Raw genomic sequence first — 23,490 nt, forward strand, 5'->3', positions numbered from 1 at the left:
TGATGCCAAACGGCCAGATCTGAGCCGAATCGAAGTCCAACCGATGTTGAACGCAAGCCAGGAGTGCACCCGTGTCGAATACTCACAAAGCGGCATTTTCAGCCACCAAGATTCTGTTGCCAATCGATTTCACCGCATCTTCCGAGGCTGCCTTGGAAGCCGCTACAGGCCTCGCTGAGCAATTCCATGCAGGCATTCACCTTGTCCACATCATTCCCGAAATCCCTGACTTTAATGGCTCGGATTTCTTCCCTGAGACTTCGGTGCTACAGGAACGCAGGGAGGTGATCGAGGAGAAGCTTAATGCGCGTAGAGAACAATTGATGCTCAAGAATATTCCTATATCCTTCAGTGTCGAGACAGGCAATGATATTGTAGGGAGCTTGATGCGCGTTATCAAAAGTGAGAAAGCAGACCTGCTCGTGATCTCGACCCATGGCTTATCTGGCTGGCGCCCATTGATCCTAGGATCAATCGCGGAGCAACTGATCAAGCAAGTCAACTGCACTCTGCTTCTATTGCAATCTGGCCGTGGCGAATCCATTGTCGAAGAACCCGCAATACAAGTCTGGGAAGACTCTTTTGTTCCTCATGTTGTAGCGAAGGGACGTTTGGGGGCGGCCACTCCTGAAGTCGAGACGGCATCGCAGAGGCGACTCGATCGAGTCGCAGACGATATGGCTGAGCAAGGTGGAAAAGCCGAACAAGCCTACGACGAAGCGCACTCAATCTTCACAAAGTAGATCGCGCTGTGACAGAAGATGAGGTCTAAAGATGACGGGCGATCATGTCCTGATGGTCACTTGCCTCTCGACCATTTTCGTAGCACTCGTCTTTGTTAAGGCTCACAAGTCAAAGCTGCGCTAACGACCTCGACAGCCGAACCGCTCAGGACGGAGGATCAGTGCAACTTCAGAGAACTAGCACGAAGAATTACGCATTGCTTCCTCCGGGCATTCTGATCGTGGATCCGAATCCGATTTCGCTAGCTGCGCGGGCGAGCCTGCTTCAAGCTGCCGACGGCTATTCTGCCGCGACGGGTGAGGCTGACACGGGTGGCTTCCTCGAAGACACGAGCGTAAAAGTCGCCATACTCAGCGAGAGCCTTGGGCAGGCGGCGGCGGAAGGTTGGGCCCTCAAGATTCGTATGAGTTGGCCCAATGCACGGATTCTGATCCTTGGCGCGGCGGAGATGATTCTAAAAGACTCGCTTTTTGACGAGTTAATCGATCACCGTTGCCGCCCTGAGCAATTGCTGGATGCTCTATTTCGGCTTAGGCGAAATAGGCGGGGCCCGCAAGATGTTCAGCAAGGAAGGCTTGGATCCGACTCCGCGAGCCTTGCGAGATTGCGATTCGTGTCGCCGAAGGGACTCTTGACAGAGAGCGACCCATCGAAGCGCGCGAAAGTGAGCTCAGAGGACGAAAGAGACGTGCCGGGAGACGAGCATCTCTACACATAGATATGGGACAGAGGTTACATCAATTGGCGTTCCGGGATCTACCGGAACGGCGCATGAGACGAGGCTTCAGATGGATGTGACAAGGTCGAGACGCAATTTCATCGGCACAAATTTGGCCTGTCTGATGATTGCGGTTATTGGCAGCCGATCCATGCGGGCGCAGGAGTTGAGTCCTCTCGGTTCAGATTTAGCAAGCGATATACAAGCTTTGAAGCCTGGCCAATTCATCTGGACGCCAGAGATCGCTCCAAGTGGGCCGGTATTGGCCGTAATCAGTCTAGCTGTGCAGCGTTGCTACGTTTACCGCAATGGCGTTCTGATTGGCGTAACCACGGTCTCTACCGGCAGGCCAGGTCGTGAGACGCCGACCGGGGTATTTACTGTTTTGCAAAAGCAGGTCCGCCACAAGTCCAACCTCTATGACTCGGCCCCGATGCCCTACATGGAGCGACTGACGTGGTCGGGGGTAGCGATGCACGCGGGAAATCTTCCGGGCTATCCAACGTCCCACGGATGCATTCATATGCCAATGACATTTGCAAAGCTCCTGTATGGCATGACGACGCGCGGCATGACGGTTGTAATAACGGACCTCGACGAGGTTCCGCGATTGGCTCCGACTCCGGACCTGTTGCAGGGCGAGGCGGCGACGAAGGCTGAGGACGCGGGTGGAGCGATCTGGGAACCACAGAAGGCCGTGTCAGGGCCGGTATCTCTGATCCTGAGTGGCGCGGACAAGAGACTGGTTGTCCTGCGAAATGGAGTGCTTATCGGGTCGACGCCAGTGAGCGTATCTGGACCCGTGGTCGAGACGACGGCGTACAGCCTTTCTAAGGTGGATGAGCAGGGATTCCACTGGATGCAGCTGCCCCTACCAGGGCAAAGCTGGGCGGGGAGCCGGGAGCTGCCGCTCACGGAGCGTGCGAGGGTGAAGATGCCCGATGCGTTTCGAAGTGCTTTGGATGAGATTCTGACGCCGGGTGCGACCCTGGTGGTTACTGCCGATTCGCTGCTCGCGAGCGGCACGGGAAAGAGCGTTACGGTGATTGAAGCTGGCCCCTGACGGGGTCTCGAATGATCGCCTAAGAGGTATCAGCGCGTGCCGATCATGTGCCCCAACGCCATTCCAATAGAGAACGTAGTAGCACCTTCCAGGGCTCCAAAGGCGGTCAATTCGAGTCCGGATCGCCACCATGGTCGGATGGTCATGAGTGATCTCGCTGATCCGATCGCAAAGTGAGCAGAGAGAGAGACGATGGCCGCGATAACGATCGCCCAGATGCCAGACACAAAGAAGAATGGAATCATTGGGACGAAGGCGCCGATCGCGGTTGCGGCAAAACCTGTGAGAGCCGCAATCCATGGATTCTTGAGGTTTTCCTCTGAGAGGTTTGCCCCGGTACGTGCGAGAGCTTTCACGAAGCTTTCTTTGTTTTCGGCCAGCAGGTGCGACAACCTGCCCGCGACGTCTTCCGGCAGGCCCCGTACCTGGAGGCTGAGCGCAAGGACTTCGCGCGACTCCGATTCGTCGAAGTCCACAGCCCTGCGCTCTCGCGCGATCACGGCGTCGTAGATTTCCCGCTCACTCTTCGCCGTAAGATACGCTCCGGTCCCGGTGGATAGAGCACTGCCCATCATCCCTGCGAGACCCGCTATGAGGACATATCGGCTTTGTCCGAATGTGGCTCCAGCTACGCCGGAGACGATACCGAAGATAGAACCGAGACCATCGTGAGCTGCGTATATGGCTTCATTCGTCCAACCCGCGACTTGTGGATGCTGCTTTCTGCGCGCAGCCAGGAGAGCGGCGAGCGCGGCCCTCGCGTGTGAATCATCCATTGCGGGCAGAGGTGGCCGTGCGCGGATAAGCGCGCTGAGTATCTTGTAGTGTTCGTTTTCGTCGGCGATCACTTCTCGCAAGATCTTTTGACTGGACGAGGTGGTTAGAAGTAGGCGCTGCGCATCGTACCGCTCAATCTCGCTTCGTTCCTTGATTCGAAGCTGATGGAGCTCGGCATCAACCCCGCCCGCTGGGCCGGAGAAAACAATTGCGCGCCCGCTTTCCATGCCTACATAGAGCGGCTTGGGTCCACCGAGAACGGCGATCTCAGCGGCCCAGAGATGGGCATGATGTTTCTCCGCCGACGCCAAACCCCGCATCACATTGCGCCGTCTCGCATCGAGCTCGGCCAGGGCGAGCGCCTTGTAGGTGGTGTGATCTTCCATCTCCGACTGCCAATTGGATTGCAAGATGGCAAGCAGAGCCGGGGGCGCGTCATGCTCGGTCATGCGACCTCGAAGGGTTAGCGGTCACGTGATCGCTTGAGAGTAATTCTTCACGGTCGCGATGCTTCCTTCATTCGAGTCAAACCGATGCTTGGGCTTGGCTGGCCGGTTTAGGAGCGAAGCGGGCAACCTGCCAGCTGACAGTCCTCGAATCACACCGTCAACATAGGTGACGGTTCCGGCCAGCATGAGATCTGTGAAGGCCGCGATATGAGGCGTGATCAGAGCTTGCGGGAAGCTCATGAGCGGATTCGCGAGGGTCAGCGGTTCGTCTTTGAGAACATCAAGGCCTACGGCGGATAGATGTCCTGATTTCAGAGCTGTGGCTAACTCTTTCTCGTCAACCAATGTGCCGCGGGCGATATTGATCAACATCGCGCCACGTTTCATCTCCTTGATGGTCTTCGCATCGATAAGGTTGACGTTTTCCTTGGAAGCGCGGGCGCAGACGACCACGTAATCGGCATCGGCGACGGCAGTGTGAAGCTGCTCGGCCCTGAAGGCTACGACATCGGCCGGAGCTTTTTCGGGATGCTCGTCCGTTGCTAGGAACAGAACGCCGAAGGGACGGAGGCGATCAATGATCTGGATGCCAATGCTGCCCAGGCCGACGATGCAAACGGTCTTACCGTTCAAGGCACGGGGAGTGCGCGGTTTTATCTGGGAATCGCCTTCGGATCTGAGGATCTCTCCAAGACTTCTCGACGCACCAAGAATGAGAAGAACCGCGAATTCGGCTACGGAGGTCGCATTGCCGGTCAGGTCAGATGGAGCATAGGAAACCCATATGCCCAACTCAGTTGCGGTGTCGATGTCTACAGTCTCGTATCCCGTGCTTGTGGTTTGAATAAGAGCAAGTTTGGGCTGGTGCAGGAGATGCTCCCTGCCCACCTCTCCACTTGATAACAGGATCTCGATATCGTCTGCCGGCGCGGGGCTTCCGGCTTCCCAGGAGACGAGCTCATGATCGTTGAGCGCGGTCTTCAACTCTCGAAACAGCTCAGTGGTGAATTCATTTCTGGTGTGGAGAAATGCTATTTTCATGGAGTTCTTCTTTCCTGACAAGTTCTTAGGCTGGAGTTGCCGCGCTTCGAAGTAAGAGGACCGGGCACCCTGCCAGCTTGATCAACTTCTCCGCGATCGACCCGAATACCATGGGACGCCAGCCTGACATGCCGTGTGTAGAGAGCACCAACATGTTGATCCCTTGCTGTTCGATCGTTGAGATCACCTTATCCACAACGTCATTGGAGACCGTGACTTTTAAGCTTGCCTCAATACCTCTGCCTGATAAATCAGAAACCCATTGTGTCAATGTCTCCTGCGCCTCTTCTTCGGCGACCCGAAGGAACTCCTGGCGCTCCGGAAACGGCGTTGGGAGATCATCTCCACTCACGATCGGCAGGACCGGCATGACATGCAGCAACAGAACTTCGGCGTGGAAGAGGAGCGCCAGATCCGTAGCCGCTGCCAAAGCTGCAAGGGACGAAATGCTGAAGTCGGTTGGGACCAGGATCTTCGTTGGGTTGAAGCGCGCTCCGGCTATTGGCATGATGCTCCTTGCTGGCAAAGAGGCTCAGCCCCTCAATCATCCGCTACCTGCTCGTTGAGAGGCTGTGCCCGATTGCTCAGGAAGGTAGCGGATGTTGAAGCAGCGGCACTCATCTCCAACATCCGCCACTGCAGGGCCTGCTAACTGAATTGAAGGACGACCCGTGCAGGTACGTCTCCGTGCTCCAGGCGTTTGAAGACGTTGTTGATCTCTGAGAGAGGCTGCAGCTCGATATCCGCCTTCACCTTGCCTTTGACGGCAAAGTCGAGGGCTTCGGCCATGTCGGCGCGCGTCCCTACGAAAGAACCGCGGATGGAAATGCAGTTTGCGACGACATCGAAGAGTGGGACGGGAAAGTCGCCCGGAGGCAGGCCAACGAGCGCACAGGTGCCGCGTTTGCGCGTCATGGCGATGCCCTGCTTGAACGCGACCAGCGAGGGAGCAGTGATGAGAACACCGTGAGCTCCGCCGCCGGTTTCTCGTTTGAGTTCCACGGCTGGATCACTGGTCTTCGCATTGAAGGTGAGATCAGCGCCGAGCTTCTTTGCCAAGGCCAACTTGCGATCGTCGATGTCTACCGCACACACGAGGAGACCCATTGCCTTCGCGTATTGGATGGCGAGATGACCAAGGCCTCCGCAACCCGAGACAGCGAGCCATTGTCCCGGCTTCGCTTGAGTCTCCTTGATGCCTTTGTAGGTGGTGACGCCGGCACAGATCAATGGCGCTGCCTCTGTGGGTGAGATGCCCTTCGGGATGTGAGCGACGTAGTTGGGATCGGCAAGGATGTATTCGGCGAAGCCGCCATTGACGGAGTACCCGCCGAAGAGCGCATCTGGGCAGACGGTCTCCCATGCGCTGAGGCAGTACTCGCAATGACCGCAGGCGGAGTAGAGCCAGGGCACACCGACACGATCGCCTTCCTTGACGAGAGTGACGCCGCTGCCGATAGCGGAGACGATTCCGATGGCCTCATGACCCGGGATGAACGGCGGCTTCGGCTTCAGGGGCCAGTCGCCGTTGGCGGCGTGGAGGTCGGTGTGACAGACTCCGCAGGCCTCCGTCTTGACAACGATCTGACCAACTCCGGGTGTGGGAATGTCCCATTCGCGTAAGACAAGAGGCTTGCCGAACATTTCAACGACAGCGGCCTGCATCTGCTTCGGCTTGGGGATGCGGGTGGTGGAAGAGATGTCGTTCGGGCGAGACGCTGAGGGATGTTCGAGAACAGTTCCATTGATGGGCATTGGCATGTTAGTTCCTCACTGCACATTGTGGGCCCGGCAGCAGACGGAAGTAGAGCCCCATTGCTCGTGGGGGGTGCTACCCGCAAAGTCACATTCACCCTCGTTGAGCGCATACTCACTGTGTGAGCAAAACGACACAGTCTGGATCCCGACCGATAGATTACCGTGGGGGTATGCTCTGACTTCTCTCGCAGCGATTGAGGTGGTCGAAGATCACCATGAATGGGGGATGGAATGCCAGGAACCAAGCACGTGAAGTTCAATCCGGCACGATATATGTCAGCCGCTGCCCTGACACATAAGACGGTGCGCGTCCTGGCAGGCCACGTTTTCTACTCCCAGGGAGATGACGCGAACGCCATTTTTTACCTGGAGTCGGGAAGAGCGAAGCTCATTGTGGTCTCAAAGCGGGGTAAGGAGGCAACTGTCTCCCTGATGGTGGCCCACGACTTTATAGGCGAAGAATCACTCGCAGGAGCAGCTGGCTTCCATGCGGCGACCGCTATGGCAATCACGCCTTGCGTCGCTCTAAAGCTTGACCGGGATGAGATGGTTCAGCTGCTGCACCATGAGCACGAATTCTCTGACATGTTTCTCAAGTTCGTCCTTACCAGGGCCATCCGAACACAAGAAGATCTGGTCGACCAGCTCTTCAATAACAGCGAAAAGCGTTTAGCTCGGACGCTTTTGTTGATGGCGCAGTTTGGTGACTCTGGAGTTCCGCAGACCCTGATTCCCCCGGTAACGCAAGAGGCTCTTGCGGAGATGATTGGGACGACGCGATCCCGAGTAAGCAAGTTCATGAATCGGTTTCGAAAAATGGGATACATCACGTACAACGGACGGATTCACGTCCATAAGTCTCTTTTGAACGTTGTGCTGCACGATAAGCTGCCGGATCAAAACTCAAAACGACCGGTCCTTCTCGATCCTGCACCCACGGCCGCAGAGAAGAAGAAACGAGCGAAGGTCGCTTGAGATGTAGCCGTTGCTCGCGGATAACGATTCCCTCCACTGATGTTCCGTTTCTCATTCCAGGCTCTTGTTCAACTCGAGGCTCCAAGAAACGTTCTGTTGGCGGAACGCGTTGTCATGCACAAAGTCGTCCAAGTCTCGTCTGACGCGCAAATCTTCGACGGTTGGATAGGCGGGGTAGCCCAAGCCACAGGCAAACGCAATCTTCATTTGTGGCTCTATCTTGAGGACTCGTCGCACCTCCGCTTCCACCGGGCTGTCAGCAAAGACAGTGAGTATATGCATGCCGAGACCGAGCGATTCCGCAGTCAACCACATATTTTCCATGACGCACCCGAGCCCCATGAAGCCTAGGGTATCGCCCTCTGAACCGGGAGCCCGCGAACTTGAGTCGTAAAGCACGACAAACAAGACCTTGGGTTGCAGCAACGTCTTCCCCAGATATGTAAGCTGCGACCTATAGTCCGAAGTGGGATTCCAGGCTTCGGGATCGACCCATGCGCGGGGATAGATTCCTGCCAGCGTGCCAATTTTTCTGACGCGCAACTCAGCTTCGCTTGCCGATAACAAGGCGTAGTTTTCCTTGAGATAAGCCTCGGACATCTCGGCTGAAAGCGCCCCGATGAGCGTCAGGGTCTTTGGGTCATCCACAACTACAATCTGGAAGTTCTGCATGTTGTTTGGCGTGGGTGCCCATCGTGCAGCTTCCAGTATCCGAGCCAGGATCGGTTTCGAGATGCTGCGATCAGGATTGAACTCGCCTCTACTCGAATGCCGCTTTCGGATGAGAGCCAAGAGCGGGTCATACGCATCCACAATTGCAGCTTGATCGTTCACGGTGGGATTCGATTCTGTTTTCACAATGAGCCTTTCATGGGCCGCTGGAGCTGAGTTGATCGCCCATCCCTAAGCTAGAGCATGCCATGTCCCGCTCGGAAGAGTAGGTCTCTATGGCTCATCTCAGATTGAGCACGATTGCTCAGCGCAGACCTAGCCGGACGAAGAGACTAGTGGCAGAAGGTTTGGAGAGCCGCCAACTAGCCCCTCCTGATTTGCCTTTCCCAGCTTCGAGGTAAACGTATGACAGGCAGCATGACTGAATTGGTTTCAGAGAATCGCGCTCACGGTTTGAGCGGATTGTCGCTTACCCAACTGGAAGGGACGCTGGTCGCAGCGAATCTTTTGCTGGATACATGGCGGACGACTCGTGTCGCTGATTTTGATCGTCCCATCGAAAGTTTACGTTCAAGAGGGAGTTCGTATGACGGTGGCAACTGACTTTGTAAGACCGGTAACAGGCGAGACGTTCGATGCGCTGGTAGGAACGCGGTCTGGCCCTGTGGCCGTCGAGTTCATGTCCTACGGTTGCGAGCACTGCCGCTTGCTCGAGCCCGTGCTGCAGGAGGTGGCTGAAACGCTAGGCTCGCAGGAGGCCGTGTTTAGGGTGAACATTGCGGTCGACCAGGAGCTTGCGAAACGCTACCAGATTGAAGGTACTCCGACGCTTGTGATGCTTCTCAACGGAGAAGAGGTCGGGCGAGCGGTTGGACCCGATCCATCGGTGAAGGTCCTGTGGGATGCAGTGACTCGCCCGTTCGAGGAATTAGCGTGACAATCCGGGAAGACCTGAGCAAGCCCATTCTCTTATTCAACGATGAATGTGCGGTATGCCGGGTGATTGCACGCTGGGTCACTCAATCCGCGAAGCGGCAGGCGGGAGGGTCTCCTCTCATCATTCGGCCGATCGGCAACGACCCACTCGCTCTGCGTGCGCTGAATCCTCAGCTCGACATATGGGATGCCTATGCAAATATTCATCTCCTGATGCCCGACGGATCGATGAGAACGAACGGAGAGGCCGTGGCCGAGACGCTGCGCAGACTGCCGAGCACGAGGTGGCTGGCGCGTAGCTTCGATGTACGTGTCTTCGAGAAGAGGCCCTTTCAGGCTATCCTGAATGTCGCCTACATGGTGCTGGCGGATCTGCGACCGCTACTTGGTTGCGAGAGCTGTGGAATTCCTCCGCCGTGGCTCCATCCTTTTCATTGGATCGCTCAGCGTATCAAAGGCCGTGTTATGCCCAAGAATCACACCGCTGTCGCTATGGGACATAGTATGTAGGTAGAAGCAGGCGATGTTCGATCAGTGTAGATCGACAACGAAGTCGATGATCTTTGGCTTATATTCGTCGAACTTACTCAGTTGCCTGACCCTGGACTTGTGCCCACGGAAGCTGACCCACACGCGATAGTCGATATCGCCGTCCAGACGCTTGAAGCTGTATCTTCCGTCGCGACCCGTGATGTAGGAGACCACTCCGAGCGACACGCAATTTTCCACCTCGACAACTGCCCCTTTGAGCGGTTCGTGCTGGTGATCGGTCACCGTTCCGGAGATGTCCCGTGTTCTGAACTGGCCTACGGCAACGACAGACCAGAGAGACAGGAATGCGAGAAGGCCGAAGGCGGTCAGGTTGCGATTGCGACGGTGTCGATTGATCATGATGCCCCGTTACACCTGACCTTAGATGGTGCATTGTCGCGTGCTTGTGGCTTCCGCATTCGGAGGATTCAGATTCCCATGTATTCAGGGGTGTAGTCCTGAAAGAGTCCGTGCCCAGGGTACATGATACGAACCGGTGTCTCTTCATCGTGCTTGAGCATCTTTACCCAATGCCATGCGTGGGAGAGTTCGGAGGACTGGTAGTAACGTGTCTGAGCTTGAAGTGCGGCGGTTGCAACGAGGACCATGCTGGCGATCTCTTCCCAATTGTAGGCACCGACGATGGCGAGCCGCGCAATTTGACTTGTGTGCCGCTCCAGGAAGCGCATCTCGTTCCAGCGGGCAGTCCAGTCCGCGCCTTCCATCCGGGTGAGGTCGGCGAGGACGCCGATTGGTTTTTTGTAGTCGCCGATCATGGTGTCCAGCTTAGCGAGGAGACCGGTCGTATCCTCTGCCGTCAATTTCCCGCGGACTGCGAATCCGAAGGCCGGACCTCTCGATTCTTGCAGGTGTTCAATCATGGTTTCTCCGAGCGGTGCGGATGATGCGCTGGAAACTTGTGGGACGAGCAGATGCCCTCTTGGGCTGGAGTTCGAGTAACGAGAAGCTCCAGCCCGTTCGGTCGAGTGTTAAGCGAGGACGGTTTCGCCATGCACCGTATAGGAGGTGTGCTGGGTGCCTTCGATGATCGCCTTGGCGTGGCTTACCTGGTCGGGTGAGCCGTGGACGATTAGGAGAAACTTGTCGGTCTTGAGGGCGACCTCGTATTCGACGACACTGTCCTTAGGAATGCCGATGCTGACGAGGCCAGCGCCGATGGCACTGGCTCCTCCCACGACGACTGCACCTTCGAGGCCAGCTACGATCCAGGCGACGAGTGGGCCAGCGACGAGGATGGGACCGATGCCGGGGATAGCGAACATGGCCGATCCGAAGAGCAGTCCCCAAAAGCCGCCCCAGAATGCGCCCATCTTGCCCCAGTACTTCATCCGGTCGCCCGCGTTGTAGTAGCCAACGACGTGTTCGTCGGTGTGGGTGTCCTTCGCCGCGATCGAAAGGCTCTTCATATCGACACCAGCTTCCTGGAGTTCCTTGATTGCAGCCTCAGCTTGCGCGTGCGTGCTGTACACGGCGACTATTGAATTTACCGTCGACATTTGTTTCTCCTATGTCCATAAAACGGAGCGTCGCAATTGACGGGATTGTCTCCGCGAGGCCTAACTGGAGTATGGTCTTGCGTCTGCGGAGATGTAGAGCTTTAGGGCTCATGCGGAAGCAATTCGGAAACTTGCTGTGTGCTTAAGTGCACAGACGGTCGCGCGGCTGCTGGGGCATGCTTCTAATCGAGGTGATTGCGTGCTGCAGATGCTGAAGTGTCTAATCGCTGCTCTTGGGGGAGTGTACTTGTCGCAGCTTACGCGTCCCAGTGATGCCTCAGCATTGATCGCGAAGCTTCGGCCCTCGGCGATCGTTTGGACTTCGGAATCTAATGAAGCTCGGAAGGGCGGCGTGGGTGCCTGAACGAGCATTTCGACACCGCGTCCTGATCGTTGACGACGAAGTGAGCCTGCGCCTTCTCGGTAAAAGCATCCTGGAGTCGCAAGGCTACGAGGTGCATTGCGCGGAGGATGGGTTTGAAGGGCTAGCGGCTCTCAGGAACGCGCTGCCGGACATGATCATCTCCGACCTGCAAATGCCGAACATGAATGGTTTTGAGTTCCTGTCGGTGGTTCGGCAGAGATTCCCCACCGTGCCGGTCATCGTCATCTCCGGAGAGTTCTCTGGCGTCTCGGTGCCGGAGAGTGTTTTGGCAGATGCGTTCTTCGCGAAGGGCAGTTATAACCCTGCGGCTCTCTTCGAGAAGATAAGTGATCTGTTGACCGAACTTCCTACGCGCCCTGCCGCAAATTGGCCGAAGAAGGCCGCAGTCTGGGCGAAGAACGGTAGAGAGTTGCTCGCTGTGACGTGCTCTGAGTGCCTGCGTACCTTCCCGGTGGCGCAAGCGGGCAAAGGTTTGAACGAAGCGGATTGCGATTTCTGTGCGAGCAAGGTTCAGTTTGAGATCGTCTCCGAGCAGGCCGTCGCTTAGAGCTTCGGCCATGCTCAGTTAAACGACTGCGATCATGTGCTGCTTCGCGATGGCTTCGATCTCGGGCAGGGTCAGGGCCGACAGGTCGGCCGTTTCTATGGCGATGATATGACGCGAGATATCGTGGTGGTTTGCCTTGAGATATTCCGCCAGGTGATCTACTGCGCTGCTCTTGCCGGTGCCGTGTCCGATGAGAACGATCTCGTTGGCGGGCAGAAGGTCTTGAGCGATCTCTTCGTAGAAGGTCTTGTCTTCCGGGACACGCTCGCCTTTGTAGTTGGCTTCCTTCTTGTGGATCAGGTGATGGTGGAAGCCGAACGGATCGTAGGGGCGGCCGGTGTGCTCTGATTCTGGGACCTTACCATCAACGTCCTTGTAGATGTGGGCTCCATGGTGATCAATGACCACGACCATCCTGCAGGGCTGAGATGGAGCGCTGGCTGGAAGCTCCGGACCGGCGTCGCGGAGGAACTTTCGCAGACGAGCGACTTCTTCAACGCCGAGATCGTGGGTGTGAGGGTGCTTGAAGAACGCACGTTGTGAGCGGACGATAAAGACAGATTCATCATGACCGTGAGGCTGAACTTCGCCGATGTGACCGATCAGTGCCAGAGTGTCGGCCCAGCTGAGACTTCGGGGAAGCTTGCCTGTCAGAAGAGTTGTGAGAAGGAGATTGAGATCGTGGCGGAGGTGGGTGCTCATAGTTCCAGCTTGGCAGCCGCCAGGTTTTTAGGCTGTATCGCCTTGCTCATCCGGCCTTCAGGATCGGCTGTTCGCACGAAGGCTCCAAGGCCTTTCTATGGTGTGCAGAAAGGACCAGATCATCACCCTTAGTCCTGCGAAGCTTTAGAAGGAATTGAAGGCAGGGAGCATCCGATGAAGCTGAAGCGAAGAGTTCAAGCAGACACAAAGGTTTATCTGGTCGGCGCAGGGATTGCGTCCATGGCAGCCGCGGCTTTTTTGATTCGCGATGCGGGAGTGAAGGGACATGCCATCACGATCCTTGAGGAGTCCGTCAACATCGGTGGGAGTCTCGACGCCAATGGAAGTGCGGAGACCGGTTACGTGATGCGCGGCGGACGCATGCTTGAGAGTAAGTACCTGTGCACCTTTGATCTCTTTTCATCAATTCCGACGCTCGACAACAGCCAATCGGTCACCGAAGAGATATTTGCCTGGAACGAGATACTGAAGACCGCGTCGAGATCGCGCCTGTTTCGCGACGGGAAGGCCGTCGAAGCCCCCCTATTTGGCTTGAGCGAGAAGCAGATTCTCACAATCGAATGGCTGGAACTAGAGCCAGAGTCGCGGCTTGGGCGGACTGCTATCTCCGACCACTTCGATGCGGAGTTCTTCGAGACAGACTTCTGGTTTATGTGGTGTACGACGTTTGCATTTCAGCGCTGGCATAGTGCGGTCGAGTTCAAGCGCTACCTGGTGCGATTCACGCACATGGTCTCGGGATTTAACACGCTCGGCGGCATCATGCGGACCGTCTTCAATCAATACGATTCGCTGGTTCGACCGCTACACAGGTGGCTGGTGGAGCGGGGAGTCCAATTTGTTCTCAATACGCAGGTAACAAATCTGGACCTTGAACACAGTGCTGAGGGCTTCTGGGCGGAAGGAATCCGTTGCCGCACCGGGGCACACGCGCATACGATCCAAGTCTCCGACGCAGACTTTGTGATGGTGACCCTTGGTTCTATGACGGAAGGTTCCACTCTGGGCTCAATGACGCTTGCTCCGGTCTTGAAGGCGAAGCCGGATGGCGGAGCCTGGAGCTTATGGGAGGCTATCGCCGGCCAGGGGACCGTCTTTGGACATCCTGCGAACTTCTGTGAAGACATCTCCGGATCGAAGTGGATTTCTTTCACGACGACTTTGCTTGAGCCGACGTTCTTTGAAGCGGTTCGAGATCTTACGGGAAATGCGCCCGGCGAGGGTGGCCTGATCACGTTTCCCGAGTCAAATTGGCTCGCGTCCATTGTCTTGCCGCATCAGCCTCACTTCATCGGGCAGCCAGAGAACGTCACCGTGTTCTGGGGATATGGTCTGCAGGTCGACACGCCGGGGAATTTCGTAGGCAAGCCGATGTCGCAGTGCAGCGGGGAGGAGATCATGTCCGAGATTCTCGGCCATCTGCGCTTGCAGACCAAAGCCGAAGCGATCCTTAAGTCCTGCATTTGTATTCCGTGCATGATGCCTTTCATCACCAGCCAGTTCTTGCCGAGGTCTGCCGGAGACCGTCCACAGATCATTCCCGAGCGGTCTCACAATTTGGCATTTCTGGGACAATTTTGTGAGATGCCCGAAGACGTAGTGTTCACCGTGGAGTATTCGGTTCGCTCGGCGCAAACCGCAGTGTACGAGTTGCTGGGTGTGAATAGGACTCCCCCAGCCGTTTATAAGGGAAGTCATCATCCTCGGATTCTGCTTGACGCATTCAGGGCGCTGCACAAGGAAGCCTCGATGCACCCCGCCGCAGCTTCGTAATTATGCAGTTACGCCGCTAACCTTGTGGGGAGGCCAACCGTTACTGTAATCCCAGGTCGCTTAGCAGCTTGGGGTGCAGTTCTCCCGATACGAGTAGATTGTGGCAGGCGGAACAATCGTTGGTGATGGTTTTCGCGTTCCCGGCGTTGTGGCTCCCATCGTGACAGCGAAAGCAGCCGGGAGAGTTGGTGTGGCCTATGTTATTGGGATGGGTTCCCCAGCCAACCTTCATATCGGGGAAGATATTCGAGTTATAGATCTTCACCAAGGTCTTTGCCGCGGCATTGACCTGTGACTGCTGCGAGTTCCATACAGCGGGATACTGCGATCGATAGAAGGTGATGAGTTTGGCAGTGATCTTCGCCTGGGCCAGCTCGGGCGAGCCGTAGTTCTCTTTCAGGAGCGCTAGCCCCTCCTTATGGACGAACGGCAGAGTGACCGCCGGACTGCCCAGAGCCATGTCTTTGTTCAGCGCATCTTCCGGCGTAGTGAATGCGTGGCCGACAGTGTTGTGGCAATCGATACAGTCCATCGTGCGTCTCTGGCCGGTAGCTGCTGCTTTCGGATCGCCGGAGGTAAATTCAGTAAGTGAACCGTCGCTCTCTGTTTTGCCTACCCAGGAGATGGTCTGGTTGCTGGAGTCCGTGGAGATGTATTCGATCTTGCCCATGTGTGCGCCATGAATTCCGCTGAGACGGCCGAAAGAGTCTTTGCCGCCGACATGGAGCATGGTGAGTGATGAAGTAGGCGAGTTCGCTTCATCGTCCGCATAGGCAGAGGAGATCCGCAACTTGTCTCCGATGGAGCTTGCGGGGTCGTGACATCCGAGGCATGTGGTGGATGCTGCCGGTAGCTTGTTAGCCGCCATGATGGGCGCGGGGTAGTTATGGAAGACGACCTCAAGCAGCTGCTTTGTGCCGTTTACCTTGGCATGGATATAACCAGCGGTACCGGGCGCGACGTGGCACTGCGTACAGGCGACGCCAGCGTGCGAGGAGATGTGATACGCGGTGTTCTCCGGCAGCATGACGTGGCAGGTTGTCCCGCAAAAGGAGACCGTATCCATGTAGGCGACACCGCGATAACAAGCTGTGCCTACGATGACGAAGTTGATCAGTGTGGCGATTACGACGAAGTCGAGACCATGCCGGAAGATGGGATCATGGATGCTGATCTCAGGAAAGAACGACGGGACTTGATCTGTGGCGACGAGATAGCTGCGGCGGGTCAGGATTCCAATGAGGATGGTAACAAGGCCAGCAACAAAGACGCCTGGAAGGATGAGCTCAAAGATGATGCCGAGGTAAGGATTGGACGACCCGCCATGCCCAAAGATGCTGACAATCCAGAAGCCCACGAGCACCATGGCCGACGCCGTGGTGATGGCGCCCCCGAGGAGGCTTATCCAGTTATTTCCGTAGAAGAAGAATGGGCGAAGCCACTCTTTACGGAAGGAGCCTTCGTCCGCCATCCTGACCTCGTTATTTCTGTAGTGTCCGGATGTAGGTGACGGTTTCCTGGATTTGGGCTGCCGTCAGCTTTGTCTTATAAGCAGGCATCTTCCCTTTGCCGTTTGTGGTAGCGGCGATCAGGTCGGCATCTGAAGCTTTGATAAGGTCTGGGGAGTTGAGAGGGAGTGCCTTCATCGCTTTGCCCGCGGGAGTAGAACCTGAGCCATCGGCGGCGTGGCACATCTGGCACTTGGCCTTGTACGTGTCGGCTCCGCTTTGAGCGTGCGTGGGGAAGGCGATGCAGGAGACTCCGACTGCCAGGACGATACGTACGAACGAGTTGCTCATGGACAATCCCTCTTCTATTTTTGCGGTTGTGGAGCAGCCGCTTGCGATCGCACTCATACTTCCAACGCTTCGAATGAGTATGGCCTTGCGACGGTACGCAGGACTGTGCCGTTGTGCTCACGCGATGTGTTGCGGGGATAATCGTGTCCATTGCGCGGAAGATGGGGTGAGCAATCGGGAACAGTCGCGGGGCTGTAGGTTGCAATAAGCTGGGCACATTCCCGCGATCTGCGGAGTCACGATCAACCGCGAACAGGAAAGTCCGGTGGCCTTATCGTTCTCGCGAAAGCTCTTGGAACAATCGACGAACGGATGTTGCAGTGCGGCATCAGCCGCCGATCCTTCCTTGTGTTCTGCACGAGCCTGATGGTGGCGGCACCGTATGGCCTGGCGATCACGGACAAGAAGACGCCTGAAGAGGTTGCCGCCGGATTGGACAAGGTACTGCGACCGCCGATTATCTGGCTGCACTTTCAGGACTGCACGGGATGCACGGAGTCGATGCTGCAGACGTCCGCGCCGGGGTTTGCCGATCTCATCCTGAATGTGATCTCGCTTGAATATCACGAGACGCTGATGGCAGGCTCGGGATTGCAGGCGCGGCAGGCGCTGGATGAAGCGGTGAAGCGGTATGCGGGCAAGTTTATCCTTGTGGTCGAGGGATCGATTCCGACGAAGGACCACGGGATCTATATGAAGATCGCGGGACGGCCCGCGATGGACGTGCTTGCCGATGTAGGAGGCAAGGCTGCGGCAATTATCGCGATCGGCTCCTGCGCTTCGTGGGGTGGAATTCCCTCGGCCGATCCTGACCCGACGGGAGCCGTGGGTGTCGCGGATCTTATGCCTGATAAGTCCATTATCAATATCCCCGGATGCCCGCCGAACCCCTACACGATGCTCGGAGTTGTGCTTCAGTATGCAGCGGATGGAACTTTCCCGGAGACGGATGAGCAGCGCCGGCCGAAGTTTGCGTTTGACCGTGACATTCACGAACATTGCCCTAAAAGAGCGCATTTCGATGCAGGCAACTTTGTAAAGCAGTATGGCGACGAGGGCCATCGCGAAGGCTGGTGTCTCTACGAGATGGGATGCAAGGGGCCGGACACGCATGCCGGGTGTTCGACCAGGCACTTCAACGAAATCCCCGATGTATGGCCGATTGGGATTGGGGCACCTTGTATCGGATGCACGGAGAAGGCGGTTGCGTTCAAAGTGCCAATGTTCCAGGTGGTGCAACTGCATACGATTGCCGCACCGCCGACCGCCTTTGCGCCGATCAGTACGACGTACAGTACGATCAGTCCGCTTGCGACGGGGCTTGTGGGAATTGCTGTGGGGGCCGCGGCTGGCGCGGGATATATTGCGTCACGGAAGTTTTCGAGGGCTGAAGACGACGAGAGTGTTCCGGGCTCGGTGGTGCCGGACAACAAGAGCAAACCGGAATCATCCGATTCCGACCGGCCACAACTATGAGCGTCGCACTCAGCCGGCGGCAGGCGTTTAAGGTGATGGTAGGGCTCGGCGGAACCGTGGCAACGGGATTGCTGCCGAAGACAGCAGCGGCCGAGGAAGAGCATCCGGCGCATCCAGTTGCACCGGCGGACGCAATTGCGATGCTCTATGACAGCACGGTGTGCACGGGATGCAAGGCGTGTATGCCGGCGTGTAACGAGGCGAATGGTCTACCCGCAGATACCCTGCTTTCGGGCGGGATATGGGACATGCCGACCGGGCTGAACGCTCAGACGAAGAACATCATTGAGCTCTATCAAGACCCGAAGTCCGATGAGTTCGCGTTTGTGAAGAAGCAGTGCATGCACTGTCTCGACCCGGCGTGTGTGACCGGTTGTCCGTTCGGATCGCTGAAGAAGAGCGACTGGGGCGCTGTGACGTGGAATAGCTCGCTTTGTATCGGGTGCAGATATTGCGAGGTGGCTTGTCCCTTTGAGGTGCCGCAGTTCGAATGGAAGAGTTGGAATCCGCAGATCGTCAAGTGCGAGTTCTGCTACGACCAGCGGCTGAAGAAGGACCTGGAACCTGCATGCACGGCTGCGTGTCCGACTGGCGCGGTGATCTTTGGCAAGCGGGTCGACCTGCTTGCCAAGGCCAAGGATCGCATCGCAACCGCGCCGGGCAAATACTTTGAAGAACGCGTCTATGGTGAGCATGAGGCCGGTGGAACACAGGTGTTGTATCTGTCGAGCGTATCTTTCCAGAAGATTGGGCTGCCAAAGCTTGGGACAACTTCGATAGGGCACTATGCAACGAAGGTGACTTCTCACATCTATAAGTGGCTTTCAGGGCCTATCGCGGTGTCAGGCGTACTTGGCTTCTTCATCCGGCGCAACTGGAACCGCCATGAGCTGGAGCGCCTCGAACATGAGAAGCAATCAGGATTCCCAGACCAGCTATGACGAGCACGCAACCCACATCCGACAAGCGCGGCACGACGCTCATCAATCACTGGCAGTCCGGTGTGCCAGTGACCCATGGCCCCATTCTTACGCCGTTTGTGTTCTTCCTTTTGGGGGTATCCGCGCTGGGCCTTGGATTGGCCGCCCTTCGCTTCTTCTCACCGCTCGGGCCATTCTCCGGCATGAACGACGCTTATGCGTGGGGCATCTGGAAGACCTTCAACGTGATGACGTTGACCGCGCTGGGATCCGGGCCACTGGCATTGGGAATCGCAGCGTGGGTCTTCAATCGGCAGAATCTTCATGTCGTGATGCGCACGGCGCTGGTGTCCGGCTTTCTGTTCTACGCCACCGGGCTGGTCGCACTTGGCTTCGACATCGGTCGCCCATGGAACTTCTATAGCGCCATCCTGCCTTGGCGATGGAACAGCGAGTCGGCGATGCTCGAGATCTCCATCTGCATGCCGCTGTATTGCTTTGTCTTTTTGTCGTTCGAGATTCTGCCATTGTTCCTGGAGCGGCTCTATTACACGGGGAACGATAAGGCACGAGCGTTTCTTCGTCACTTCTCGCCGATGATCCGCAAGGCTTACCCATTCCTGATCATCGGGGCCTACGTTATTCCGTTGATGCATCAGTCCTCGTTGGGAGGTCTGCTCTTGCTGGCGGGAACGAAGATCAATCCAATATGGCAGTCGCCAGCGATGCCGCTGCTTTACCTCATCGCAGCCGGTCTGTGCGGGTTCGCGTTTACGATCTTTCTTCTGCTCATCGTGTGCCTTCGTTATGGAAGAGCGCTCGACGCGGATGTCCTGAACGAGCTTGCGAATCTTTTGTCGGGCGTGTGCGTGGCGTTCCTTGCGGTGCGGTTGGTCGATCTCACGATGAGAGGCGAGCTCCACACTGCGTTTGCACTCAACGGCATGAGCCTAATCTTCCTCTTCGAGAGCGCATTGATTCTCACACCTGCGGTAGCGCTTCGTTTTCGGCGTGTACGCGAGACCCCGCGTTCGCTACTGAACATGGCAGCGCTCGCCTGTGTGGGGGGTACGGCGTATCGGTTTATTCCAACTTCTATCGCCTACATGCCGCCGCATAGCACGCGTTATTTCCCATCCGCCCCTGAGCTCTTCATCGCGGCAGGATGGATTGCGGTGGGAATGGTGGGGTTCATCCTCGCCATCAATTACTTTGCTGTTCTGCCGGGCGAAGCGAGCACATGGGACCACACATTCCGGCCATTCGGATGGCCGCATAAGGCAGCCGGCGCAGCGTATGCACCGTCGGTCATTTTAGAAAGAGGCGCCTGATGGCCCGTATCACGATTGATCCCGTAACCCGCATCGAAGGCCATCTGCGCATCGATGTGGAAGTGGAAGGCGGCGTTGTCAACAAGGCATGGGCAAGCTGCACGATGTGGCGTGGGCTTGAGGCGATCCTACGCGGCCGCGATGCGCGCGAGGGCTGGGTCTTCGCGCAGCGATTCTGCGGCGTATGTACAACGGTCCATGCGATCGCTTCAGTTCGCGCGGTTGAAGATGCACTGGCACTCGATATACCGCCAAACGCACAGTACATCCGCAACCTGATCCTGATCTGCCATGCACTCCACGACCACATCGTGCACTTCTATCATCTGTCGGCGCTCGACTGGGTAGACATTATGTCGATCCCGAAGGCGGATGCGGCCAAGGCGGCCTCGATTGCGGAGGGATCGAGCAGTTGGTCCGGCAACTCGCGCAAAGAACTTGAAGCGGTGCAGAACAAGGTGAAAGGCCTCGTCGCAAGCGGCCAACTGGGAATCTTTTCGCATGGCTACTGGGGACATCCGGCGATGCGACTTAGCCCAGAGTTGAACCTGATTATGTTCTCTCACTATCTTCAGGCGCTGGAGTTTCAGAGGAAGTCTTGCCAGGTGGTCGCGATCCTTGGCGGGAAGACGCCGCACATTCAAAACCTCGCCGTGGGCGGGGTGATGAACGCGGTCAATCTGAATAGCCTGGCGACGTTGAACATGGATCGGCTCGGAATGCTGCAGGCGATTCTCGAAGACCTGATTCCTTTTGTGCAACAGGTCTTCCTTGTCGATAACTGCCTGCTGGCCGCCTCCTATCCGGAGTGGTTCAAGTATGGCCGGGGCGTCGTCAACTATCTGGCGGTGCCTGATCTGCCGCTGGATGCGAAGGCCACCAAGTTCGACCTCCCGGGCGGCGTGATCATGAATGGCGATCTGGCGTCCGTGCGGCCCATCAAGGATTGGAAGGATGATGCGTTTCGCAAGGCTGTGACTGAGGACTCAACCCATGCGTGGTATCAGGGCGGCGGGCGATTGCAGCCTTATAAGGGCGAGACCATTCCTGATTACACGGACTTCAAGGAAGATGCGAAGTACACGTGGGTGAAGGCTCCGCGCTACGATGGCAGCCCGATGCAGGTCGGGCCGCTGGCGAACATACTGGTTGGGTATGCGCAGGGACACCCGTCGACGCGCAAATGGACCGACAGCGCATTCACGCAGATTGAATCGGTGCATGGCTTGAAGGTCACACCCAACGATATGCAATCGACGATGGGACGATATCTTGCGCGGTCCATTCGCTCATCGATGCTGGCCGATCTTGCGCTTGACCACCTAAACCTGTTGAAGACCAACATCCTGGATGGCGACGACACGACTTATAACGTGCCTACTTTTCCTAAGGGCGAGGTTATGGGTATGGGCATGCACGAGGCTCCGCGTGGGGCGCTGTCGCATTGGGTAGTAATTGAGAACGGGGCCTTCACGAATTATCAGGCAGTTGTACCGACGACATGGAACGCAAGCCCCCGCGACGATAAAGGTGTACCGGGTCCATACGAAACGTCGCTCATCGGTAATCCTGTGGTGGATGCGGAGAAGCCGCTTGAAGTGTTGCGGACGGTGCACTCGTTCGACCCTTGCATGGCTTGTTCCTGCCACACGCTCGATGCAAGCGGCGAAGAGATTGCACAGGTGAAGGTCCAATGACGAGCTTTGGAGTGGATGCGCAGTGCTCGATCTCGGTGATCGGACTGGGGAATGTCTTCCTTGGTGACGACGGCTTTGGGCCGCTCGTGATCGAGACATTCCGATGCTCGTATGCCTGCAGTGAAAGTGTCGAAGTGATCGACCTTGGAACCCCGGGACTGGATCTTGCGCCGTATCTCTATGGCAAAGAACTGGTGGTGATTGTCGATGCTGTTCACTCGGCAATGGCTCCGGGCACGATCTCTTTCTTTCGTGAAGAGGACTTCGTTTCAAGCCGTGCGAAGCTTCGCATCACCGGGCATGACCCGGGGCTGTGGGAGTCACTTGCACACCTTCGGCTAGCAGGTCGAGCACCCGCTGAGCTGATCGTGCTTGGAGTGACGCCTGAATCCTGCACATTCGCTGAAGGAATCAGCGAACGAATCGTAGAGATTGCCTATGAGGCCTCGGCGAGCATCGCACAATTGCTGCGAGATCGAGGAATAGCGTGCTTCAAACGGGTGCAGGCCCGGAAACCGAACCTGTGGTGGTTCCCTCTCACTGAGCCTCCATCGATCACAGCAGTATGAGAGCGGCGAAGAATGCACGAGATCTCAATTGCCGAAAGCATCCTCGAAATCGCCGAAGAACAGGCGCGCGCGCAGAATGCCCGGTCGATTCAGCTCATCAAGCTGCGGCTTGGCGAGTTCACAACGATCGTTCGGGAGGCGCTGGAGTTTGCGTTCGAGATTGCGCGGCAAGGGACACTTGCCGAAGATGCGGTGCTTGAAATTGAGACGGTGTCTATCCTTGTTCGCTGCGCGGTCTGTGATAGGGCCACGCAGCCTGTCGTCGGGATATGCCTGATCTGCACCGTGTGCGGCTTTCCCATGGAGATCCTCACTGGTGAGGAGCTGCAAATCGAGTACATCGAGGTTGAAACAGAAGAGGAGTGGATCAAATGGAAGCTATCACAGAAGGAATTGCCGCAAGGACAACAGAGCGAATCTCGGTCCAGACCAACGTCCTGAATGCGAATCAACAGACTGCGGCGGAGAATCGCCAGATGTTCGAGGACCATGGGTTGTTGGTGATCAATCTCATGTCTGCTCCTGGCGCCGGGAAGACGACGCTGCTTGAAGCTACGATCAAGTCGCTCAGGGGACGCTGCCGCTTGGCTGTAATTGAAGGCGACCTGCAGACCGATCTCGATGCGCAGCGCATTCAGGCGCTCGGAGTGCGCTCGCATCAGATCACGACCGGCACCGTTTGCCATCTTGATGCGCGCATGGTGGCGCGGGCGCTCACAGTTTTCCCCGTTGATGAGCTTGACCTTCTAGTGATTGAAAACGTTGGCAACCTGATATGTCCCGCCTCCTTCGACCTTGGAGAGGGCCTGCGCGTGGTTGTGTGCAGCGTGGCTGAGGGGGCGGAGAAACCCAGGAAGTATCCTGTGATGTTTCATAAAGCGGCCGTGGTGTTGATCAACAAGATTGATCTGGCGGCGGCGTCCGATGTCGATCTGGTAGAGCTCGAAGCCAATATCAGGAGCGTCAATCCGACCGCGACCATCTTCAAGCTCTCATGCAAGAGTGGCGTTGGCCTTGATGAATGGACCGAGTGGCTGCAGCATGCTGTTGCCGCGCGACAGGCGAGTGTATTGGTGGGGGCGTAAGTGC

General features: G+C 56.8%; 25 protein-coding genes. 14 read left to right on the forward strand and 11 right to left on the reverse strand.

Annotation, left to right across the window (positions count from 1 at the left end; translation table 11 throughout):
- Nucleotides 1-71 precede the first annotated feature (71 nt).
- Both HDF16_RS22505 and HDF16_RS22510 read left to right on the forward strand, forming a co-directional pair.
- Nucleotides 72-743 (forward strand): universal stress protein, encoded by a 672-nt coding sequence (locus tag HDF16_RS22505; RefSeq protein WP_184221886.1) that lies wholly within the window; start codon nt 72-74, stop codon nt 741-743.
- Nucleotides 744-1,586: 843 nt separating this feature from the next.
- Nucleotides 1,587-2,525, forward strand: a complete 939-nt coding sequence (locus HDF16_RS22510) for a L,D-transpeptidase (RefSeq protein WP_246409715.1) — start codon at nt 1,587-1,589, stop codon at nt 2,523-2,525.
- A gap of 29 nt (nt 2,526-2,554) precedes the next feature.
- Here HDF16_RS22510 and HDF16_RS22515 read toward each other — a convergent pair whose 3' ends face one another.
- The 4 genes from HDF16_RS22515 to HDF16_RS22530 all read right to left on the reverse strand — a co-directional run bounded on the left by HDF16_RS22515 (nt 2,555) and on the right by HDF16_RS22530 (nt 6,553).
- Nucleotides 2,555-3,751, reverse strand: coding sequence for a VIT1/CCC1 transporter family protein (locus tag HDF16_RS22515; RefSeq protein WP_184221888.1), 1,197 nt, complete (start codon nt 3,749-3,751; stop codon nt 2,555-2,557).
- Between the two features lie 21 nt (nt 3,752-3,772).
- Nucleotides 3,773-4,792 (reverse strand): NAD(P)-dependent oxidoreductase, encoded by a 1,020-nt coding sequence (locus HDF16_RS22520; protein ID WP_184221889.1) that lies wholly within the window; start codon nt 4,790-4,792, stop codon nt 3,773-3,775.
- 25 nt (nt 4,793-4,817) lie between these two features.
- Entirely contained in the window at nt 4,818-5,300 is a 483-nt protein-coding gene (locus HDF16_RS22525; protein WP_184221890.1) for a universal stress protein, read from the reverse strand.
- 140 nt (nt 5,301-5,440) lie between these two features.
- Nucleotides 5,441-6,553 carry a zinc-dependent alcohol dehydrogenase gene (locus tag HDF16_RS22530; protein WP_246409718.1) on the reverse strand — a complete coding sequence of 371 codons (1,113 nt, stop codon included), beginning with the start codon at nt 6,551-6,553 and terminating at the stop codon, nt 5,441-5,443.
- A 228-nt stretch (nt 6,554-6,781) separates the two neighbouring features.
- On the opposite strand from HDF16_RS22530, the gene HDF16_RS22535 reads away from it, so the two are divergent.
- The gene (locus HDF16_RS22535) at nt 6,782-7,525 is read left to right on the forward strand and encodes a Crp/Fnr family transcriptional regulator (RefSeq protein ID WP_184221891.1); all 744 of its coding nucleotides are present in this window, start codon (nt 6,782-6,784) and stop codon (nt 7,523-7,525) included.
- Between the two features lie 51 nt (nt 7,526-7,576).
- Here the strand turns inward: HDF16_RS22535 and HDF16_RS22540 are convergent, their stop codons facing one another.
- Nucleotides 7,577-8,383 (reverse strand): nitroreductase family protein, encoded by an 807-nt coding sequence (locus HDF16_RS22540; protein WP_221313026.1) that lies wholly within the window; start codon nt 8,381-8,383, stop codon nt 7,577-7,579.
- A 400-nt stretch (nt 8,384-8,783) separates the two neighbouring features.
- On the opposite strand from HDF16_RS22540, the gene HDF16_RS22545 reads away from it, so the two are divergent.
- On the forward strand, nt 8,784-9,134 hold the full coding sequence (locus HDF16_RS22545; RefSeq protein WP_184221894.1) for a thioredoxin family protein: 351 nt from the start codon (nt 8,784-8,786) through the stop codon (nt 9,132-9,134).
- The gene (locus HDF16_RS22550) at nt 9,131-9,643 is read left to right on the forward strand and encodes a DCC1-like thiol-disulfide oxidoreductase family protein (protein WP_184221896.1); all 513 of its coding nucleotides are present in this window, start codon (nt 9,131-9,133) and stop codon (nt 9,641-9,643) included. Before HDF16_RS22545 ends, HDF16_RS22550 begins: the two co-directional genes overlap by 4 nt.
- A gap of 21 nt (nt 9,644-9,664) precedes the next feature.
- On the opposite strand, the gene HDF16_RS22555 is transcribed toward HDF16_RS22550, so the two are convergent.
- The 3 genes from HDF16_RS22555 to HDF16_RS22565 all read right to left on the reverse strand — a co-directional run bounded on the left by HDF16_RS22555 (nt 9,665) and on the right by HDF16_RS22565 (nt 11,181).
- Nucleotides 9,665-10,024 (reverse strand): carboxypeptidase-like regulatory domain-containing protein, encoded by a 360-nt coding sequence (locus HDF16_RS22555; protein WP_184221898.1) that lies wholly within the window; start codon nt 10,022-10,024, stop codon nt 9,665-9,667.
- 68 nt (nt 10,025-10,092) lie between these two features.
- Nucleotides 10,093-10,545, reverse strand: a complete 453-nt coding sequence (locus HDF16_RS22560; protein ID WP_184221900.1) for an STAS/SEC14 domain-containing protein — start codon at nt 10,543-10,545, stop codon at nt 10,093-10,095.
- A gap of 108 nt (nt 10,546-10,653) precedes the next feature.
- Nucleotides 10,654-11,181: a general stress protein gene (locus tag HDF16_RS22565; protein ID WP_184221902.1), complete on the reverse strand. Its 528-nt coding sequence runs from the start codon at nt 11,179-11,181 to the stop codon at nt 10,654-10,656.
- A gap of 332 nt (nt 11,182-11,513) precedes the next feature.
- Here HDF16_RS22565 and HDF16_RS22570 point away from each other — a divergent pair, with 332 nt between their 5' ends.
- On the forward strand, nt 11,514-12,113 hold the full coding sequence (locus tag HDF16_RS22570) for a response regulator (protein WP_184221904.1): 600 nt from the start codon (nt 11,514-11,516) through the stop codon (nt 12,111-12,113).
- 18 nt (nt 12,114-12,131) lie between these two features.
- On the opposite strand, the gene HDF16_RS22575 is transcribed toward HDF16_RS22570, so the two are convergent.
- Complete coding sequence (locus HDF16_RS22575; protein WP_184221906.1) at nt 12,132-12,815, reverse strand: hypothetical protein; 684 nt, start codon at nt 12,813-12,815, stop codon at nt 12,132-12,134.
- A 174-nt stretch (nt 12,816-12,989) separates the two neighbouring features.
- On the opposite strand from HDF16_RS22575, the gene HDF16_RS22580 reads away from it, so the two are divergent.
- Entirely contained in the window at nt 12,990-14,609 is a 1,620-nt protein-coding gene (locus tag HDF16_RS22580) for an oleate hydratase (RefSeq protein WP_184221908.1), read from the forward strand.
- A gap of 40 nt (nt 14,610-14,649) precedes the next feature.
- Here the strand turns inward: HDF16_RS22580 and HDF16_RS22585 are convergent, their stop codons facing one another.
- Nucleotides 14,650-16,080, reverse strand: a complete 1,431-nt coding sequence (locus HDF16_RS22585; RefSeq protein ID WP_184221910.1) for a NapC/NirT family cytochrome c — start codon at nt 16,078-16,080, stop codon at nt 14,650-14,652.
- Between the two features lie 10 nt (nt 16,081-16,090).
- On the reverse strand, nt 16,091-16,408 hold the full coding sequence (locus HDF16_RS22590) for a c-type cytochrome (RefSeq protein ID WP_184221912.1): 318 nt from the start codon (nt 16,406-16,408) through the stop codon (nt 16,091-16,093).
- 312 nt (nt 16,409-16,720) lie between these two features.
- On the opposite strand from HDF16_RS22590, the gene HDF16_RS22595 reads away from it, so the two are divergent.
- The 7 genes from HDF16_RS22595 to hypB are packed head-to-tail and all read left to right on the forward strand — an operon-like array spanning nt 16,721 to nt 23,486.
- On the forward strand, nt 16,721-17,884 hold the full coding sequence (locus HDF16_RS22595) for a hydrogenase small subunit (protein WP_184221914.1): 1,164 nt from the start codon (nt 16,721-16,723) through the stop codon (nt 17,882-17,884).
- Nucleotides 17,881-18,825 (forward strand): hydrogenase 2 operon protein HybA, encoded by a 945-nt coding sequence (gene hybA, locus HDF16_RS22600; RefSeq protein WP_184221916.1) that lies wholly within the window; start codon nt 17,881-17,883, stop codon nt 18,823-18,825. Before HDF16_RS22595 ends, hybA begins: the two co-directional genes overlap by 4 nt.
- Complete coding sequence (gene nrfD, locus HDF16_RS22605) at nt 18,822-20,135, forward strand: NrfD/PsrC family molybdoenzyme membrane anchor subunit (RefSeq protein ID WP_184221918.1); 1,314 nt, start codon at nt 18,822-18,824, stop codon at nt 20,133-20,135. Before hybA ends, nrfD begins: the two co-directional genes overlap by 4 nt.
- On the forward strand, nt 20,135-21,832 hold the full coding sequence (locus HDF16_RS22610) for a nickel-dependent hydrogenase large subunit (protein ID WP_184221920.1): 1,698 nt from the start codon (nt 20,135-20,137) through the stop codon (nt 21,830-21,832). The genes nrfD and HDF16_RS22610 overlap by 1 nt, the downstream gene beginning before the upstream one ends.
- Entirely contained in the window at nt 21,829-22,401 is a 573-nt protein-coding gene (locus HDF16_RS22615) for a hydrogenase maturation protease (protein ID WP_184221922.1), read from the forward strand. Before HDF16_RS22610 ends, HDF16_RS22615 begins: the two co-directional genes overlap by 4 nt.
- A gap of 12 nt (nt 22,402-22,413) precedes the next feature.
- Nucleotides 22,414-22,842: a hydrogenase maturation nickel metallochaperone HypA gene (gene hypA, locus HDF16_RS22620; RefSeq protein ID WP_184221924.1), complete on the forward strand. Its 429-nt coding sequence runs from the start codon at nt 22,414-22,416 to the stop codon at nt 22,840-22,842.
- Nucleotides 22,773-23,486, forward strand: a complete 714-nt coding sequence (gene hypB, locus HDF16_RS22625; protein WP_184221926.1) for a hydrogenase nickel incorporation protein HypB — start codon at nt 22,773-22,775, stop codon at nt 23,484-23,486. Before hypA ends, hypB begins: the two co-directional genes overlap by 70 nt.
- The last annotated feature ends 4 nt before the right edge of the window (nt 23,487-23,490 follow it).

The organism is Granulicella aggregans, from assembly GCF_014203275.1.
GTDB lineage: Bacteria > Acidobacteriota > Terriglobia > Terriglobales > Acidobacteriaceae > Edaphobacter.

Coding starts and splice junctions, on each gene's coding strand:
- HDF16_RS22565 (WP_184221902.1), bottom strand. CDS start 11,181: ATGTCGACGGTAAATTCAATAGTCGCCGTGTACAGCACGCACGCGCAA.
- HDF16_RS22570 (WP_184221904.1), top strand. CDS start 11,514: ATGAAGCTCGGAAGGGCGGCGTGGGTGCCTGAACGAGCATTTCGACAC.
- HDF16_RS22560 (WP_184221900.1), bottom strand. CDS start 10,545: ATGATTGAACACCTGCAAGAATCGAGAGGTCCGGCCTTCGGATTCGCA.
- hypA (WP_184221924.1), top strand. CDS start 22,414: ATGCACGAGATCTCAATTGCCGAAAGCATCCTCGAAATCGCCGAAGAA.
- HDF16_RS22530 (WP_246409718.1), bottom strand. CDS start 6,553: ATGCCAATGCCCATCAATGGAACTGTTCTCGAACATCCCTCAGCGTCT.
- hypB (WP_184221926.1), top strand. CDS start 22,773: ATGGAAGCTATCACAGAAGGAATTGCCGCAAGGACAACAGAGCGAATC.
- HDF16_RS22545 (WP_184221894.1), top strand. CDS start 8,784: ATGACGGTGGCAACTGACTTTGTAAGACCGGTAACAGGCGAGACGTTC.
- nrfD (WP_184221918.1), top strand. CDS start 18,822: ATGACGAGCACGCAACCCACATCCGACAAGCGCGGCACGACGCTCATC.
- hybA (WP_184221916.1), top strand. CDS start 17,881: ATGAGCGTCGCACTCAGCCGGCGGCAGGCGTTTAAGGTGATGGTAGGG.
- HDF16_RS22615 (WP_184221922.1), top strand. CDS start 21,829: ATGACGAGCTTTGGAGTGGATGCGCAGTGCTCGATCTCGGTGATCGGA.
- HDF16_RS22535 (WP_184221891.1), top strand. CDS start 6,782: ATGCCAGGAACCAAGCACGTGAAGTTCAATCCGGCACGATATATGTCA.
- HDF16_RS22575 (WP_184221906.1), bottom strand. CDS start 12,815: ATGAGCACCCACCTCCGCCACGATCTCAATCTCCTTCTCACAACTCTT.
- HDF16_RS22585 (WP_184221910.1), bottom strand. CDS start 16,080: ATGGCGGACGAAGGCTCCTTCCGTAAAGAGTGGCTTCGCCCATTCTTC.
- HDF16_RS22515 (WP_184221888.1), bottom strand. CDS start 3,751: ATGACCGAGCATGACGCGCCCCCGGCTCTGCTTGCCATCTTGCAATCC.
- HDF16_RS22590 (WP_184221912.1), bottom strand. CDS start 16,408: ATGAGCAACTCGTTCGTACGTATCGTCCTGGCAGTCGGAGTCTCCTGC.
- HDF16_RS22595 (WP_184221914.1), top strand. CDS start 16,721: ATGTTGCAGTGCGGCATCAGCCGCCGATCCTTCCTTGTGTTCTGCACG.
- HDF16_RS22525 (WP_184221890.1), bottom strand. CDS start 5,300: ATGCCAATAGCCGGAGCGCGCTTCAACCCAACGAAGATCCTGGTCCCA.
- HDF16_RS22555 (WP_184221898.1), bottom strand. CDS start 10,024: ATGATCAATCGACACCGTCGCAATCGCAACCTGACCGCCTTCGGCCTT.
- HDF16_RS22520 (WP_184221889.1), bottom strand. CDS start 4,792: ATGAAAATAGCATTTCTCCACACCAGAAATGAATTCACCACTGAGCTG.
- HDF16_RS22580 (WP_184221908.1), top strand. CDS start 12,990: ATGAAGCTGAAGCGAAGAGTTCAAGCAGACACAAAGGTTTATCTGGTC.
- HDF16_RS22510 (WP_246409715.1), top strand. CDS start 1,587: ATGATTGCGGTTATTGGCAGCCGATCCATGCGGGCGCAGGAGTTGAGT.
- HDF16_RS22610 (WP_184221920.1), top strand. CDS start 20,135: ATGGCCCGTATCACGATTGATCCCGTAACCCGCATCGAAGGCCATCTG.